This is a genomic window from Rheinheimera faecalis, from assembly GCF_021290965.1.
Taxonomy (GTDB): Bacteria; Pseudomonadota; Gammaproteobacteria; order Enterobacterales; family Alteromonadaceae; genus Pararheinheimera; species Pararheinheimera faecalis.
Genome location: NZ_JAJOYT010000001.1, coordinates 295,370 through 311,954 on the forward strand (window position 1 = coordinate 295,370; position 16,585 = coordinate 311,954).

Below are 16,585 nucleotides of genomic sequence, written 5' to 3' on the forward strand. Positions count from 1 at the left end.
AGCCGGATAACGAAAGCAAGCTGTTATGTTCTGTTTTTGCAGTTTTATTTATAAAAATTTAGAAAAACTGCTCAAAGAGAGCTAACACTTTGTTTTTTCAGTGAACCTCTATTAGTCTTACGGGGTCAATAGAACAGATACACTGAATAAAACAGGTGGTTGCGGCATGGACAAATACCAGAGCTTTTATCAGCCAGACTCAGACATATCTGAGTTAGTGCAGCATATAGAAGTATTACTGACAGAATGGGCTGAGCGTATTGCTTTGATTTCATCGCAACAAGGCCTGACGCTTCAGCATCGTTCCTTGCAGGCCAGTTTGGCTCTGGATCATAATTCTTTGTCTGTGGTGCAGTTACAAGAGCTTGCGGCTGGTAAAAGAGTGGTGGCTTTGGTGCAGGATATACGTCAAGCCAAAAACGCGCTGGCCTTGCTCCAGCAACTGGATAGTCTTAAGCCTTACCAGAGCACCGACTTGCGCCGGGCTCATGCGGCCTTTATGGCAACTGTCGTTTCTGATGCCGGGCAGTACCGGCAGCAGGGTGCTGGGGTGTATGAAGATCATAAGCTGGTGCATATGCCACCTGCACCTTCAAAAGTTGAGGTTTTAGTCGATGAGCTTTTTGACGGCCTGCAGCATGAACAGCTCCATCCGTTGATCTCGTCCAGCCTTATGCATTATCAGCTGGCGTATATTCATCCATTTTCAGATGGCAATGGTCGTTTGTGTCGTTTATGGCAGCAGTTGATTTTAATTCAATGGCAGCCATCTATGGCTTATCTGCCTTTCACTGCTGTACTGAAAGAAAAAGCCCGTGATTATCAAAAAACCTTACGACAAGCTGCGCCTAAATACGATGCGACCAACTTTATTTTGTTTATGCTGCGCAGCATACAAGAATCTTTGACGGCTGAATTGCAGCAATTGGCTCAAAGCAGCATCACTCAGCCCGTTGTTCTGCCGGATCAACCGCTGGTGAATTTATCGCAATTTGTGCAGTTAAAAGCTCAAAAAGTGAAAGGTAAAACGCCTGGTCCCTGGTATAAAACCGAAGATCAGATTCTGAAAAAACTGAAAAAAGACAACAGATTAAGTGCCAAAACTATCGCTGATGAGCTGGGGTTAAGCTCAAGGGCTATTGAAAAACAACTGGCGAAGTTAAAAGCCGAAGGCAAGCTGGTGCGCACCGGGCCTGCCAAAGGTGGGCGCTGGCAGGTAGTGGCCTGAGACGTTTTTCTTCAGTCCTCTACTCTATGTTTAGCTGCTGATAGCATTTTTTTTACCTCTGGTCGGTTTTGTCATCTGTCAGAAAGGCCGTCTGGGTACACTGTGGTTTTCAGTGTTCAAAGGATGCTTTGGTGCGAAGTTTTATTTTGGTTTTGTGTTGTTTTTTTATCAGTCTGAATCTGTCCAGTGCAGAGTCAAAGCCGCAGCAACAGCCTGAAACCTTATTACTGATCTCTATTGATGGTTTTGCGCAAAACTATCTGCAGCGCTATCAAGCCCCTGTTTTGCAACGCTTGGCGCGAGGTGGAGTGACAGCCGCACGTATGCAGCCGTCATTCCCGACCAAAACTTTCCCGAATCACTACAGCATAGCCACAGGTTTGTATCCTGCTCATCACGGTATAGTTGAAAACAATATTTACGATGCAGATTTTGATGCTGTGTTTCGCATGAACAAACACGAAGAAGTGACCAATGGCCGCTGGTGGCTGGGGGAGCCTGTTTGGGTCACTGCGGAGAAACAAGGCGTAAAAACCGGCACCTATTTTTTTCCCGGCTCAGAAGCGGCGATTAAAGGGGTAAGGCCTGGTTTATGGCAAGCTTATGATGGCTCTATCCGCAATATCGACAGGGTGAATTCTGTATTGGCCTGGCTGGATTTACCCATAGAAAAACGTCCGCAGTTTTTAACTTTGTACTTCAGTTCGGTCGATGATGCGGGTCATGCCTATGGACCTGAATCAGAGCAAGTTGCAGCTGCTATTGCAGATGTTGATCAAGCACTTGCGGTGTTAGTCGCAGGGCTTGAGCAAAGAGGCTTACTGAATAGCATCAATCTGATGCTGGTGTCAGATCACGGTATGGCCAAGGTGCTACAACAGCAGGTGATTGAATTGGACCAGCTGTTTGATGAAAAGAAGGCGGCTTTGGTGCTGTGGACACCTGAAATAGTATCGATTTTTCCTAAAGCCGGTGAACTGGAGCCGATTTACCAGCAGCTGAAAACCTCCTTGCCATCTCAAGCCACAGTGTATAAAAAATCAGAATTACCAGAGCGCTGGCATTATCAGGACAGTAAACGTATTGCGCCTTTGCTGGTGGTGCCTGAACCAGGCTGGCGCTTAATGCAAAAACATAAACAAAAAGAATGGCTGGAAAAACCGGGCCTCAGTGCTGTGACCGGCAGCCACGGTTATGACAATGATAGTCCGGCTATGCAGGCTATTTTTATTGGCCACGGTCCTGCTTTTACTGCAGGACGTCAAATTCCGGCTTTTGCCAATATCGAACTCTATAACCTGATGTGCCGTATTCTGGCTATTGAACCTGCGCCAAATGATGGTGATCCGCTTTGGGCTGAGACAGTGTTAAATGCTGAGTATAAAAAGGCGTTGCCAGCAGACTAAAGTTGTTTAGTCATAAAATGCTTGCAGCCGGTAAAAGGGTAGTTGGCTTGAGTCCATTCTACCTTGTAGCCGTGGCGCTGATAAAAAGGCTGGGCCTGAAAATCCAGCGTATCGAGGATCACAAAGCTGCAACCACGCGCTTTAGCTATCTGCTCAGCTTCAGTCAATAGGCTTGATCCTACGCCTTTTCCCCGAACTGTTTCATCCAACCACAAAGACTCCAGATAAAACCAATTGCCAAAAGTACGGCCAGCTAAAGCGGCGACAAGCTCACCCTTTTCATTTTCCAGTTTTAATCCCAGTTGCTGTCGCTTTGAAGCGTCCCAGTGCAGCGCATTAAATTCAGCAATTTTTTGTTTGGCCAGATCGGCAAATTCGTGGGTATGAACAGGGGTAAAGATCACAGTTTTATCTCAAAAAGCCAGAAAACAGCACTATAGCATGAGCGCCATCTGCCCATAAATAGTGGGTTTGAGTCTGTTTTCGCTACAGTTCATTACATTCTTCGCCCATTGTGCGGTGCTGCACAGACCCATTTTAATAAATCTCTATATTGTCGCAATAATTGCAAAAAGTGAAATATTGCAACTAATAAGTGATAAATGTGATGGGCTTCCTCTGTTTATCTTTTGCTTTTTAGCTTCTATCGCCCATGGCGGCGATATCGTGGTGCTCAATGATGCTGGCCGACTTACTTGCTAATTACCTTTATGTAGTGCGTTACCTGGTGATCCTTTTGATGCTGCTGTTACTGTTTTTTGCGATAGATGACTTATTTGTCGACCTGTATTACTGGACCAGCCGTTTAAGTCGTTACTTCCGTTTTTATCGTAACCATAAAAAATTTGATGAACAGGCGCTGTTTCCGCTGAAAGAGCAGCCTATCGCTATTATGGTGCCGGCCTGGCATGAAGTTGGGGTGGTTGGCAAAATGGCTGAATTTACCGCCGCCGAACTGGACTACGAAAACTATCAGATTTTTGTCGGTACTTATCCCAATGATCCTGATACTCAGGCTGATGTGGACGCAGTCTGTGCCCGCTTTCCTCATGTACATAAAGTAGTGTGCGCACGGCCTGGGCCTACCAGCAAAGCGGACTGCCTGAATAATATCATTATGTCTATTCTGGATTTTGAGCGCCGCACTCAGGTGAAATTTGCCGGCTTTGTGTTGCATGACGCCGAGGATGTCGTGTCGGCGATGGAACTACGCTTATTCAACTATCTGCTGCCAAAAAAAGATCTGATCCAGCTGCCGGTTTATCCTTTTGCCAAAGGGATGTTTTCCTTTACCTCAGGCCATTATCTCGATGAGTTTGCTGAAAATCATGGCAAAGATGTAGTAGTACGTGAATCTATGGTCGGGCAGGTTCCCAGTGCTGGTGTTGGCACTTGTTTTAGTCGCAAGGCCATTCTGAAGTTGTCACAGGAAGGTGATGGTTTACCCTTTGATGTGCAATCTCTGACGGAAGATTACGACATTGGCTTTCGATTAAAAAGCTGGGGCATGGAGGAAATCTTTGTCCGCTTTCAGGTCACTGATGATTTATTAGCCCGCCATGCTGAGACCAGTAACAGTCGCAGCCAAAGTGAAGGCAATGTGGTGTGTGTCCGTGAGTATTTCCCTGAAACTTTCCACACTGCGGTCAGGCAAAAAAGCCGTTGGATCATCGGTATTGTGTTTCAGGGTTTTAAAACTCACGGTTGGACTAAAGACTGGCGGTTAAATTGCTTTTTATGGCGCGACCGCAGAGGCGTGATTACTTATTTTGTCAGCTTTATCTCTACCTTAATTTTTGTTCAGCTTTGTCTGTTTTGGTTGTATGACCAGTTGGTACCGGGTGGCTACCATTACTTATCCATTTTTCTGGATGATCCACTGGTAAAAATCTTATTGGTGCTGAACTTTTTCTTTTTCGCTAACCGCATGATCCAACGTATGATTTTTGTACGCCGATACTATGGCATCAATCAGGCGCTGCTCTCTATGCCACGTCAGCTGTGGGGGAACGTGATTAACTTTTTTGCTAATTTACGGGCTCTGACTCAGGTGCTGAAGCATGGTGATCCGCACAGGGTGGCCTGGGATAAAACTCAGCATGAATACCCAAGCATAGGCCCAACAAGAGCAAGTCGTTCTATAGGTTCTATTCTGGTTGAGCAGAATGCTTTAACTCAGCAGCAACTGGATTTTGGTGTTGAGCAGCAGCAAGCTGGTGAAAGGCTTGGTCAATCTTTATTGCGTTTGACTCTGATCACCCCTGAGCAACTCGGCAAAGCTGTAGCCTTGCAGCTCAATTTACCTTACATAGCCTGCGACCCTTTTACTCTTGATCCTAAGCTGATAGCGCTATTACCAGAGCAATTGGCACTGAAATATATGGTGCTGCCCTACAAACTGGAGCAAGGAGTGCTGACTCTTTTGAAGGAAGGGCAGCTATCGCCAGTGGCCTTGGCGCAGATTGAACGTCATACAGCTTTAAAGGTGAAATTGGTAATTTGTGCTTATGGCACCGTCAGTTTAGGTGTCAGGCATTGGTACAGGCAGGAGCCCGACCTTAACCCTGATATTTATTTACAGCAATGCGTATGGAACGAACGGATCAGCAAAGCGGACATGGCTGTATTACAGCAACGTTATCTGGCGGGCCAGTTGTCCTTTGGGGATGCTTTGATCCAGGCCGCTTTGTAAAGCCTGCGGTAATGAATCAGGTGTTGCTGAGTTATGACCACCAAAATGGTCAACGACTCGGAGACTATTTAGTTCAGGAGCAGATAGTCACAGAAGACGACTTAGCTCAAGGCATGCAATTACAAAAACAACGTCGTAAAACCATAGTTCAGCTGGTGGACGAGATTGCTCCAAAAGGTGAGTCACAGTTGGCCGGAGTTTTATCTTGATCCGCCTGAATGTGGTGCTGCTGAGTATGCTCTGCAGTGGTGGCTTGACCAGTGCAGTTGCAATGGCTGAGCCGATGACGGATTACCAGAAGTTTCGCACTTATCACTACATTGAAAAAGCCCAACGCTTGCAGCAACAGAATGATTTACCCGGTGCTATTGCCGAAATTAACCGGGCTTTAACTTTATTACCCGGACAAAGTGATTTACTGCTGCTGCGTTTTAATTATCAAATGGAAGCAGGGGATTTAGCTGGCGTCCGCCAGACAGTGCAACAGCTGCCGAGGGATAAACAGCACGGCTTGTATCCAGCAGCCTTGTTGCTTCAGTTGAGTCAGCAAACCCAACCCGACATGCAGTGGATTGACCAACAGTGGCCAACTTTATCCGCAGCAGACCAACACTATGCAGCCAAGCTGGTGATACAACGTTTTATAGTGTTGGAGCAGCAGCAACAAGCCTATCAGTGGCTGACGGTAAAGCAGCCACTTTCTGCTGATCTGACCCGCTTGCATGCGTCTCTGGCGGGCACTCTGGGGCTGCATAAACAAGTGATCGATGACCTGTCTTCTTTACCCCCAAAGCAGTTATCAGACCCGGAAACTGACAGTATGGTGATGGCGTTGATGCAAAACAATCAGAGTGAACAGGCTTATGCTCTGATCGAGAAACAACCTTATTCTTCCAGTGCTTTACTCTATTACCGCCAGCAGTTGCAACAGCAGTTGGCGCTGAGAGACTGGGTAGCCGCTGAACAGAGTTTTGCTTTTATTGAACGTTACCATCAGTTGGAGCCACAGGAACAGCAGCAGAAATTTCAGTTGGCGCTGGTGAAAAAAGACTGGCCCTTAGCGCTGCAAATGGCTGGGCAACAGGAATTGAATTGCTGGCAACGTATTGATTTGTATATGCAAGCTGGCAATGAAAAGTTAGCTGAGTTGTTGTTTCAAAGCTGTCCTGCCAGTGAAGACCCTCAAAGTTGGCTGGTTTATGCTGAAAAATGGTTAGCTGCCGATCAGGTTGCATCCGAGCCGTTAGCAGGCTCTTTTTCACAAGCTCAGCAGCAGTTAGTGGCGCAGAAAAGACGAAATGTCAGTGCATCGCAGCACCGGCGGTATAAAGCGACAGGACCGGATGATCGCAGCTATCAGTTAGTTCGCTCCGGGCAGCCAGATAAGGCGCTGGCTGTATTGACCAAAGCGCTACCCTTTAGTAACCAGGTGCAGCAACAAGGTATTTTGCCGCAGCGATTGTTGCAGCTATTGTCAAAACAAGAGCCCATCAATACGGATATTCTGAGTAAAACCGATGACTGGACTGTACTTAGGGTTGAACGGGCTGAATTGTGGCGACTGGCTGGACGCTGTGACAAAACACTGCAGTTATTAACAGGGCAGACGGACACGGCGCAGGGCTGGCGCAGCCTGGCCTTGTGTCAGGATAAAGACTCGGCCGAATTTGCGCTGGCACAGTGGCAAAAAGCCTATCAGCTGGACCCGCAAGTGTCTGATCAACTGGCGATGGCCTATCTGCATCTGCAACTGGATGATCCTCAAGCCGCATTGTCAGCTTTTACCCGCATGAAACCAGAACAGTTGCTGGATAAAGACAAGCAGAGTGTGGCCCAATTGGCTCTGGAGTTGGATCAAGCTGAACTGGGTGAGCGCTATCTGTTAGCCTCATCGGGCGACAGAGCGGACTGGTATCTGGCCGTTGCGGAGCGTTTACATGTGAAAGACTCCAACAATCAGAAAAATAACCAGCAGGCTTTAAGTTATCTGGAAAAAATAACAACAGCTTCAGATAAACAGTGGGCTGAAGTCCATTTGCAAAAAGCCTGGATTTATCAGTCTATGCAAGACTATCCGGCTGCAGAGCAATCCTGGCAAACGGCTTTGCAAAAAGCACCGGATGATGCCCGGCTGCATGCTGGTTATGGTTATTTACTGATCCGTTTAAATCGCGACGATGAAGCCTTAATTCAACTTAAGCAAGCGGCAAAGTCGTCGCAGTACAAAAACGATGTGGCGATGAAAGGGCAGATTGCTTATTTGTCGGCAGACACTAAAAATCTGGATGAAACCTTATACTGGCTGGAAGAAGCGATAGACGCTCAACAGGCGCCTGTAAAACAAAATGCCTTAACTGCGACAGAACTATACAGGTTGAAACGTTACCATCAGAACATCTCCAAAAACTGGCAAGTGACAGCGAGCACTGCTGTGCGTCATGGTGCCAGCCTGACCGTGCTTGATACGGCGGCAAATGAAGAGCCTGACATAGAACCTATCCGTAACGATGCCATCATGCGTCTGGAGTATTTTCAGGATGCGCTTCAGCGCGATCTTAGTGTCTATATGCAGTTGTCGACTAATGGCAGCAGTGATCATTACTACAACAATTGGGGGCATGAGTACGGTTTGTCTTACAAGCCCTTGAACCATACTAATTTGTGGCTCAGTGCTGCTGTACAGCAATATCCCTTGGGGGAAGGCGACTGGCGTGCATTGCTGCGCTTAAGCGGTGATTTCTTCAATCAGGGTAAGTGGCAATCTGAATGGCAATCGGAACAGGATCACTGGCGGGAGCGTAAGTTATTTGTCGATGCTGTCTATTGGCCAGATGGAGGACAGTTATTGCTACAAAGTAAGTTTGAGCAAGGTAAAGCATTCCGCCTGGACGATAGCCTGTTTCAGATTGTCCGTCCTTATGCTTTAAGTCAGTTGGATTACCGCAAGCAAAAAGCCCCGGGATCAGGTTTGAATGCGGAAGGTTGGCAGTGGACTGCTGGATTGGGTGTACAAAGCCGTTTTGGTTTGGGTGAAACGCATTATGACGCTTACCGGCACAAATGGGAGCTTAACCTGGAATGGCAGTATCAATTGGCGGGCGATTTAAGCGAGGATCAGCACGCCTTATCGTTGCAGCTGTCTTATCAGTATTAACAAAAGTGATGGCTGATGGTTTTTCAGCCTAAAACCAGGGAGCATTTGGAAAATAACTTATAGGTTCATATTTTTCACTTATGCCATCTTAAAGTGATATTAACAGTTGTTTTTGTATCAATTTAATATTTAAATTGATAAATATGAAACTTGTCGGTAAGATCTATTCCATATCTGGTTTTTAGCTCGCTAGAAATAGCTTGTCATGGTGTGGAAATGCTGCTGGTCGATCTGCTCGCGAATTATCTATATCTGCTGCGTTATATAGTGGTTGTGCTGATGATATTGCTTCTGGTGTTTGCGCTGGATGATGTCTTTATTGATCTGTATTACTGGGCGCGGCATTGGGGGCGTTATTTTCGTTTTTATCGAAAAACCAAGAAGTTTGACGAGCAGGAACTGTTTCATCTAAAAGAGCATCCCATAGCTATTATGGTACCGGCCTGGCAAGAGGTTGGGGTGGTAGGCAAGATGGCTGAATTTGCTGCTGCTGAGCTGGACTACGAAAATTACCAGATTTTTGTCGGTACTTATCCTAATGACCCTGCCACTCAGGCTGATGTTGACGCGGCATGCGCCCGTTTTCCTCATGTACACAAGGTGGTATGTGCACGACCAGGCCCTACCAGCAAAGCGGATTGTCTGAACAATATTATTACCTCTATCCTGGACTTTGAGCGCCGCACCCAGGTGAAATTCGCAGGTTTTGTTTTGCATGACGCAGAAGATGTGGTGTCGGCTATGGAATTACGGCTGTTTAATTATCTGTTGCCGAAAAAAGATTTGATCCAACTGCCGGTATACCCTTTTGCTAAAGGTCCTTTTGCTTTCACCTCCGGGCACTATCTGGATGAATTTTCTGAAAGCCATGGCAAAGATGTTGTCGTACGCGAGTCTATGGTTGGTCAGGTACCAAGCGCTGGAGTAGGGACCTGTTTTAGTCGTCGCGCTATCATCAAATTATCACAGGAGGGGGATGGTTTACCTTTTGACGTGCAGTCTTTAACAGAAGACTACGACATAGGGTTCCGGCTGAAACACTGGGGGATGGAAGAAATTTTTGTTCGTTTCCCTGTGACAGATAATGCGTTGGCCCGCCACGCCGAAACAAGCCGCAGTCGCAGTAAAAGTGACGGTAACGTAGTTTGTGTGCGTGAGTATTTTCCTGAGACCTTTCATACGGCTGTCAGGCAAAAAAGTCGCTGGATCATAGGTATTGTATTTCAGGGCTTTAAAACCCACCGTTGGGTTGATGACTGGCGGTTAAATTATTTCTTATGGCGCGATCGCAAAGGTGTGATTACCTATTTTGTCAGCTTTATCTCCACCTTGATTTTTGCGCAGTTATGTCTGTTCTGGTTGTACGATCAACTGGTGGCTGATGGCTATCACTTTTTATCTATTTTTGTTGATGACCCTTTGGTTCAAACCTTGCTCGGCCTGAACTTCATCTTTTTTATCAACCGTTTATTTCAGCGTATGGTGTTTGTTCGCCGGTATTACGGCATAGGGCAGGCATTGTTGTCTGTACCTCGTCAGCTGTGGGGCAATGTGATTAACTTCTTCGCCAATGTGCGCGCCTGGAAGCAGGTATTACAACATGGTGATCCGCGTCGTGTCGCCTGGGATAAAACCTCTCATGAATACCCAAGCATCAGTCAAAGCCGCGCGACCCGCTCCATTGGTTCAATTCTGGTTGCGCAAGGGACCTTGTCGCAACAAGAGCTGGATTTTGGTTTAGAGCAGCAACAAAAAGGTGAGCGGTTGGGACAGTCCTTATTAAGATTAGGCATGCTGACGCCCACTCAATTGGGTAAGGCCGTGGCCGGGCAACTGGAATTACCTTATGTTGAAACCGACCCTTTTGCTTTAGATGCGGAGCTTATCAGCAGCTTGCCTGAACGTCTGGCGCTGAAATATATGGTGTTACCAGTCAAACTTCAGAATGGTGTCTTAATGCTAGTGCGGGAAAGCCAACTGTCTCCTGTGGCTTTATCCCAAATTGAACGCCAGACAGGTTTTAAAGTGCAGTTGTGTATTTGTGCTTATGGTGTCGTCAGTTTAGGTGTGCGGCATTGGTACAGGCAGGAAGAAAATCTGAACCCGGATCTGTATCTGCAGCAGTGCTTAGCTCAAGGTGTGATCAGCGAATCTGATCTGCTGATCCTGACTCAAAGTTATCTGGCCAGTCAGTTGTCTTTTGGTGATGCTTTAGTACAGGCTGCCTTGTTGGAACCCGCTGTGGTCAATCAGGTGTTGATTAGTTTTGACCATCAGAGTGGTTTGCGTTTAGGTGACTATTTGATCCAGGAGGGCATTGTCACTGCAGAAAATCTGGCACAAGTGGTCAAGCTACAACAGCAACGGCGTAAAACCATACAGCAGTTGGTGCAGGAATTAGCACCTGAAACGATAAATCAACGGCAGGAGGCTGTAGTTTGATACGGATATTGGTTGTATTTTTATTGGTTTTCACTGCGTCTGTTTCTGCTGAAGCGATGACGGATTATCAGAAGTTCCGCACTTACCCTTACATTGAAAAAGCTTACCGTTTACAGCAAAAAGACGATGTAACAGGGGCTATTGCCGAAATCCATAAAGCGCTGGCTCTGGTACCTGCACAGCCAGAATTATTGGTTTTGTTGTTGCGTTATCAGATTGAAGCGAAAGATCAAGCCGCTGCTACATCGACATTGCAACAAATCCCTCAGTCAGAGCAGCAGGGTTTATATCCACTTTTGCTTGAGTTGCAATTACAAAAACAGTCGTTACCTGACTTGCCCGGGCTAGACCTGCTCTGGCCTCTGTTCAATGCAAAGGATCAACTGGAGATAGCCCGGCTTGTAAGCTCCAGGCTTATTGCATTAAAACAAGAGCAACAAGCCTACCAGTGGCTGGCAACAAAAAGACCGCTTCCTGCAGAAGTGCTGAAATTACATGCTGCGTTGGCTGAATCCTTACGTCTGACGGATCAGGTGATTCGTGATTTATCCTCTTTAGACGACTCCCAGTTATCTGAAGAAGACAAAACCAGGCTGGTGATGGCATTGGTGCAAAAAGGGCAGGCCGATCAAGCGTTTTTACTGATTGAGTCAGAGCCAAAATCTGAAGCTGCGCTGATGTATTACCGTCAGTTGTTGCAGCAACAAATAGCCTTGCAGGACTGGACTGCTGCGTTGACAAGTTTTGACTTTATAGAAACTCATCACCAGTTAACTCCGGATGAAAAACAGCAAAAGTTACAGTGGGCTTTGTTGCAGAATAACTGGCCAATGGCTTTTGAATTAGCAGAGCAGCTACAACTTAACTGTTGGCAGCGTATTGATTTGTATATGCAAGCTGGCGAAGAACATCAGGCGAAAGCCTTGTTTTTGCAATGCCCATCTATTGATAACCCTGATAGCTGGCTGGTGTATGCGGAAAAATGGCTGAGTGCTGATGAAATCAGTCAGGAGTATCTGGCTGCTGAGCATTTACAGGCGCAGCAACGCCGTCTGGTTGCGCAAAAACGGCTCTCTGCCGGACAATATCAACAAGTACTGCAACAGCTGCTGGACGATCCAAAACAATCAGCTCAGTACGAGCTGGTATTGGCAAGCGCTCAGGCTTTGCCTGCAGGGCCTGTGAAAATGCAGTCGATGCAGAAGCTGCATCAGTATAAAGCCAGTGCGCCTACGCTGGATGAGTTGAGTTACCAGTACATTTTGGCGGGAGAGTCAGAAAAAGCTCTGCAACTGCTGGCAAAAGCTTTGCCTTTTGATACTGAAACTCAACAAAAAAAGCTGTTACCAGAGCGGGTATTGGAACTGTTAAAACAACAAAACCCTATTGATACTGCCGTTTTAGCAAAAACTGACAGTTGGGCTGTCCTGGCTGCTGAACGCGCTGAATTGTGGCGTCTGACCGGGCGTTGCGATAAAACCCTGACTATGTTGTCGGGCAAAGCCAATACTGCATCGGGCTGGCGTAGCCTGGCGTTATGCCAGGAAGAGCAAAATGCAGAGTTTGCTTTATTGCACTGGCAAAAAGCCCATCAGTTGCAGGGGCAAGACACAGATGTGTTGAATATTGCTTATTTACAGCAAAAATTAAATGACCCTGCTGCTGCATTTTTATCTTTTACTTCTTTAGATCTCAGTGTGTTATCTGATGAAGATAAGCAAAATACAGCGCAGCTGGCGCTTGAGTTGGATGAGCTGGAAAAAGGCGAGCAGTACTTGTTAGTGTCTAGTGCTGATCAGGCCGCTTGGTATCTGGAAGCGGCGGCGTTAAAGCGTAAACAACAGAATGAAGCCGCTTTGGTCTATCTGAACAAAATAGTCCGGACAAACAAAGAGCAATGGGTCAGATTGCATTTGCAAAAAGCCTGGATTTATCAGGCGATGCACAACTTTCCGGCGGCCGAACAAGCCTGGCGTGCCGCTCTTGCCAAAGCTCCTGAACAAGCTGAGTTACATGCAGGCTATGGCTACTTGTTGGTGGGCATGAAACGCAACAAAGAAGCTTTGGCACATCTGCGTTATGCCGCAAAACAACCACAATATGCCAAGGATGTCGCCATTGCCGGACAAGTGGCTTATTTATCCGCTGAAGAGCAGGATGCCGAAGACACTTTGTATTGGTTAAAGCAGTCCATTGACCGCCAGCATCAAGCTGAAAAACAAAATGCGCTGAGTAAAACAGAATTGTATCGCTTAAAACGCTACCATCAGACCATAGCTAAAAACTGGCAGCTGACAGCCAGTAAAGCGTTACGCCATGGTGCCAGTCTGACGGTACTTGGCAGTGCTGCACAGCAGGCTCCTGATCTGGATCCTGTGCGTAACGAAGCCTCAGTGCGGCTGGAACACTTTACCGATACCTTAAATCGCGACCAGAGTTTGTACCTGCAAGTATCGGCCAATGGCAGTAGTGAGCAGTATTATCGCAACTTTGGCCAGGAGTTTGGTGCGGCCTATAAGCCTCTGCAGCATACCAACTTATGGTTAAGCGCTGCATTGCAGCAATACCCTTTAGGTGAGGGAGACTGGCGTGCTTTGGTGCGTTTAACCGGCGATTTTCTGAATCAGGGTAAATGGCAATCTGAATGGCAACCAGAGCAGGATCACTGGCGCGAGCGTAAGTTATTTGTCGACGCTGTCTATTGGCCTGTGGATGGTCAAATTCTGTTGCAGTCTAAGTTTGAACAAGGCAAGGTGGTTCGTTACGACGATAGCCTGTTTCAGGTCACACGTGCTTATGTGTTAAGCCAGCTGGACTACCGAAAACAAAAGGCCCTGGATACCAATCTGAATGCTGAAGGCTGGCAGTGGACCACTGGATTGGGTCTGCAGTCACGAATTGGTTTGGGTGAAACGCACTATGACGCTTACCGGCATAAATTGGAGATGAACCTTGAATGGCAGTATCAAATGGTGGGCGATTTAAGCACCGATCAGCACGCTTTATCTTTGCAGCTGTCTTATCAGTATTAATTTTAGGCCCAGCTAAAGTGTGGGCGGGCATTGTCTTTTATCAGCCCTTACTGCGAGACAAGAACGTCAGTACAGAGCAGTGGCTGCAGATCTTAAGTGCCGCGCAACAACAGGGCATGACAGAACTTGCATTGCAGTGGGGGCAACATGGCGAGGTCAGCTTCTTTGATCCACAAGGACCTTCTGCTGCGTTATTTTCCGCTTTGCAGCAATTAAAGATCCCGCTGTGGCTTGGTTTATATGCTGACCCTGCTTATTTTAAAAAAATAGACAGTGCTGAGGCACAGAAGCAGGCATATTTTAAACAGCAAATGCTGTTGTCTTTACAAGTGCGGCGCCACTGGCTGAGTTTGTTAAAACAACAGCCACTACTTCAACTTAAAGGCTGGTATTTACCGATGGAGCTGAACGATACAGATTTTGTATCGGCCTCTTATCTCACCTGGTTAATCCGCGAACTCAAAGGCTTAAGTGAAGTATTAGATAAGCCTGTGGCGATCAGTTTGTATTTTAATGGCAAAGTTCCGGTTAGAAACTGGCTGGAATCAGCTCGTCAGTTGCAAAGCGACAGATTACAGCTTTGGGTGCAGGATGGAGCCGGTGCAGCTCTGGTTTCAGAACCGAAGCGGCAGGAGTTGTTACAACAACTGCCTTGTACTATACCGCTGATCCGGGAGCAATTCCGGCAAAGTTCAAAACCGGGAGAAGTATTCCAGGCCCGCGCTTTAACTGAAGCAGAAAAGCAGACACAAGCTGACAGTTGTCATCCTGTGATTTATTTTGAATTGCGTTATATGTCTGCAGCTGCAGGCAAACTTCCTTTAACAGACCCGCAAGAAAGCGTCATAACGCCTTGAAGCGTTTAAAATAACAGCAAACAACAGCACTTTTAAAAAAAGTGCTTGCAAGCAAAGCGGTCGCTGCATAACATAGCGCCCGTTGTGACGACTTCGTTGCAACACAGCAATGCGTCCTTAGCTCAGTTGGTTAGAGCACCACCTTGACATGGTGGGGGTCGGTGGTTCGAGTCCACTAGGACGCACCAAATTCCTAAACAAAAACAGCACCTTACGGGTGCTGTTTTTGTTTTTACTCACATCAGCACATCTTCTAAGGGCTTCTCGCCAGAAGCTGCTAAGTACTGGGTTCACGCTGAGTTCGTTCTGAATTTGCAGCCGGATAACAAACTCTGTCTCTAGCATGCCGGTAAAGCAGTTGCAAGCTTATCTCGCTTTAAAAGGCCAATTCGCGTACACTACCCGGCTCATGATTAATACCTGTTGTATTAATCAGGCGTCAATTCGGGAGAAACTGATGACAAAACCACTGTGGACTGTGGGTCTTGATGTAATAGTTATTGACTCAACCAGCGAATGTTATGGTCAGGTTGGGCATATAGTCCGGATATCTTCACCGGGTAACAGCTGCCGTTTGTCGGTAGACTTTGATGGTAGCGTGTTTGGTTTTGACCAGGACGACATTGAAGTTGCGCTGATTTAGCCCTTATTCAGGTTCTACCGCAGCTGCCCTATAAGGGCAGCTGAACGCTTCAAATCATTTTTATCTCCATAACCACAAGCATCTCTACAACCACAAGGCTTCATATAAAAACACCTCAAACAAACTAAAAAACGCAAATAAGATAGCAAACAACAGCGCCATCAGGCTGCAGTTCAATGTCAGTTTCAACACCTTGTAAAGTTGACGCCGTTCAGAGCGCAGTTTCAGTGTGCTTTGACGTAAAGGCGCGATGGCTGCAAATAAAGCGCTGAATACGCCTGTTTTATCTTCTGCAGTATTAGGCACCAGAGTGCCTTTGATGATAAAACGATAGAGCATGTTAAACACCCGGCCAAAGCTATTCATCGGCCTCTCTACATCACACATTAAGATCAACCTTGATGCTTCAGTATTGTTTTTTGCATAGTGAGGGTAGGTCTCATCAAAGACAAAATCCTCGCCGTTCTGCCAGCTGCACTGAACGCCATCTACATTGATATAGCAGTCGGTGGAATTTGGTGTGTCCAAGCCTAGATGATATCGCAGCGAGCTGGCCATAGGGTCTGCGTGCAGGCTGAGTTCTGAACCTGGTGGCAGAATAGAAAACATCGCCCCTTGTATGCCTGGCACTTGTTTTAGCAAAGCCACTGTCTGTGGGCACAAGCGTTTCGCCGAGTTATGAGTGGTGCCGTACCACATCAGATAAAACTTGCTCCAGCCTCTTTTATAAAAAGTGCGGAAACCTACATCGTAATAACCGACAGAGCCAGGCGTTTTGATGGCCTCAAAGGCACCGGTTGCCTGCAGCGCTAAGGCTTCTTCTTTGATGATGGGCCAGTTGTCCCTTAGCACAGAAATATTCTTCAGGTAGGCCGCATCTAACAGGCTCTTGCGGGCTTCGGCTTTTGTCGTCATGTACAGTAGGCAATTTAGTGGCGCAAACACAGGCCAGCTTTTTCGCAGGTATTGGGTCAGAGACTGATAACGCGCTTGTCCACGCCAGCGATAAACATAAATCACGGAGGCGATGCAGTAGAGTGCGACTATGGCGATAATAAAAAGGCTGAGACTCATATTAAAATCCTGAACTTATAGTGGTTTTGGATAGCGGGGTTAAGAGGACTATCCGGA

11 protein-coding genes and 1 tRNA gene are annotated in these 16,585 nt (G+C 46.8%); 10 read left to right on the forward strand and 2 right to left on the reverse strand.

Annotation, left to right across the window (positions count from 1 at the left end):
- Positions 1–166: 166 nt before the first annotated feature.
- Both LSG34_RS01355 and LSG34_RS01360 read left to right on the forward strand, forming a co-directional pair.
- Positions 167–1,228, forward strand: coding sequence for a Fic family protein (locus LSG34_RS01355; RefSeq protein WP_233007031.1), 1,062 nt, complete (start codon positions 167–169; stop codon positions 1,226–1,228).
- A 131-nt stretch (positions 1,229–1,359) separates the two neighbouring features.
- Positions 1,360–2,634 carry an alkaline phosphatase family protein gene (locus LSG34_RS01360; RefSeq protein ID WP_233007032.1) on the forward strand — a complete coding sequence of 425 codons (1,275 nt, stop codon included), beginning with the start codon at positions 1,360–1,362 and terminating at the stop codon, positions 2,632–2,634.
- Here the strand turns inward: LSG34_RS01360 and LSG34_RS01365 are convergent.
- Positions 2,631–3,038 carry a GNAT family N-acetyltransferase gene (locus LSG34_RS01365; protein WP_233007033.1) on the reverse strand — a complete coding sequence of 136 codons (408 nt, stop codon included), beginning with the start codon at positions 3,036–3,038 and terminating at the stop codon, positions 2,631–2,633. The two genes, LSG34_RS01360 and LSG34_RS01365, sit on opposite strands and share 4 nt — an antisense overlap.
- A 275-nt stretch (positions 3,039–3,313) precedes the next feature.
- Here LSG34_RS01365 and LSG34_RS01370 point away from each other — a divergent pair, with 275 nt between their 5' ends.
- The 8 genes from LSG34_RS01370 (at position 3,314) to LSG34_RS01405 (ending at position 15,454) form a co-directional block, all read left to right on the forward strand.
- Positions 3,314–5,326, forward strand: coding sequence for a glycosyl transferase family protein (locus LSG34_RS01370; RefSeq protein ID WP_233007034.1), 2,013 nt, complete (start codon positions 3,314–3,316; stop codon positions 5,324–5,326).
- Positions 5,327–5,337: 11 nt separating this feature from the next.
- Entirely contained in the window at positions 5,338–5,535 is a 198-nt protein-coding gene (locus LSG34_RS01375; RefSeq protein ID WP_233007035.1) for a hypothetical protein, read from the forward strand.
- The gene (locus tag LSG34_RS01380) at positions 5,532–8,480 is read left to right on the forward strand and encodes an NfrA family protein (protein WP_233007036.1); all 2,949 of its coding nucleotides are present in this window, start codon (positions 5,532–5,534) and stop codon (positions 8,478–8,480) included. The genes LSG34_RS01375 and LSG34_RS01380 overlap by 4 nt, the downstream gene beginning before the upstream one ends.
- A gap of 216 nt (positions 8,481–8,696) precedes the next feature.
- On the forward strand, positions 8,697–10,922 hold the full coding sequence (locus tag LSG34_RS01385) for a glycosyl transferase family protein (protein WP_233007037.1): 2,226 nt from the start codon (positions 8,697–8,699) through the stop codon (positions 10,920–10,922).
- Positions 10,919–13,954 carry an NfrA family protein gene (locus LSG34_RS01390; protein ID WP_233007038.1) on the forward strand — a complete coding sequence of 1,012 codons (3,036 nt, stop codon included), beginning with the start codon at positions 10,919–10,921 and terminating at the stop codon, positions 13,952–13,954. The genes LSG34_RS01385 and LSG34_RS01390 overlap by 4 nt, the downstream gene beginning before the upstream one ends.
- Before the next feature lie 17 nt (positions 13,955–13,971).
- Positions 13,972–14,811 (forward strand): DUF4434 domain-containing protein, encoded by an 840-nt coding sequence (locus LSG34_RS01395; RefSeq protein ID WP_233007039.1) that lies wholly within the window; start codon positions 13,972–13,974, stop codon positions 14,809–14,811.
- A 111-nt stretch (positions 14,812–14,922) separates the two neighbouring features.
- Positions 14,923–14,999: transfer RNA gene (locus LSG34_RS01400), tRNA-Val, on the forward strand.
- Between the two features lie 269 nt (positions 15,000–15,268).
- Positions 15,269–15,454, forward strand: a complete 186-nt coding sequence (locus tag LSG34_RS01405; protein WP_008899526.1) for a hypothetical protein — start codon at positions 15,269–15,271, stop codon at positions 15,452–15,454.
- An 84-nt stretch (positions 15,455–15,538) separates the two neighbouring features.
- Here LSG34_RS01405 and LSG34_RS01410 read toward each other — a convergent pair whose 3' ends face one another.
- Positions 15,539–16,528, reverse strand: a complete 990-nt coding sequence (locus LSG34_RS01410; RefSeq protein WP_233007040.1) for an aspartyl/asparaginyl beta-hydroxylase domain-containing protein — start codon at positions 16,526–16,528, stop codon at positions 15,539–15,541.
- Positions 16,529–16,585: the final 57 nt, after the last annotated feature.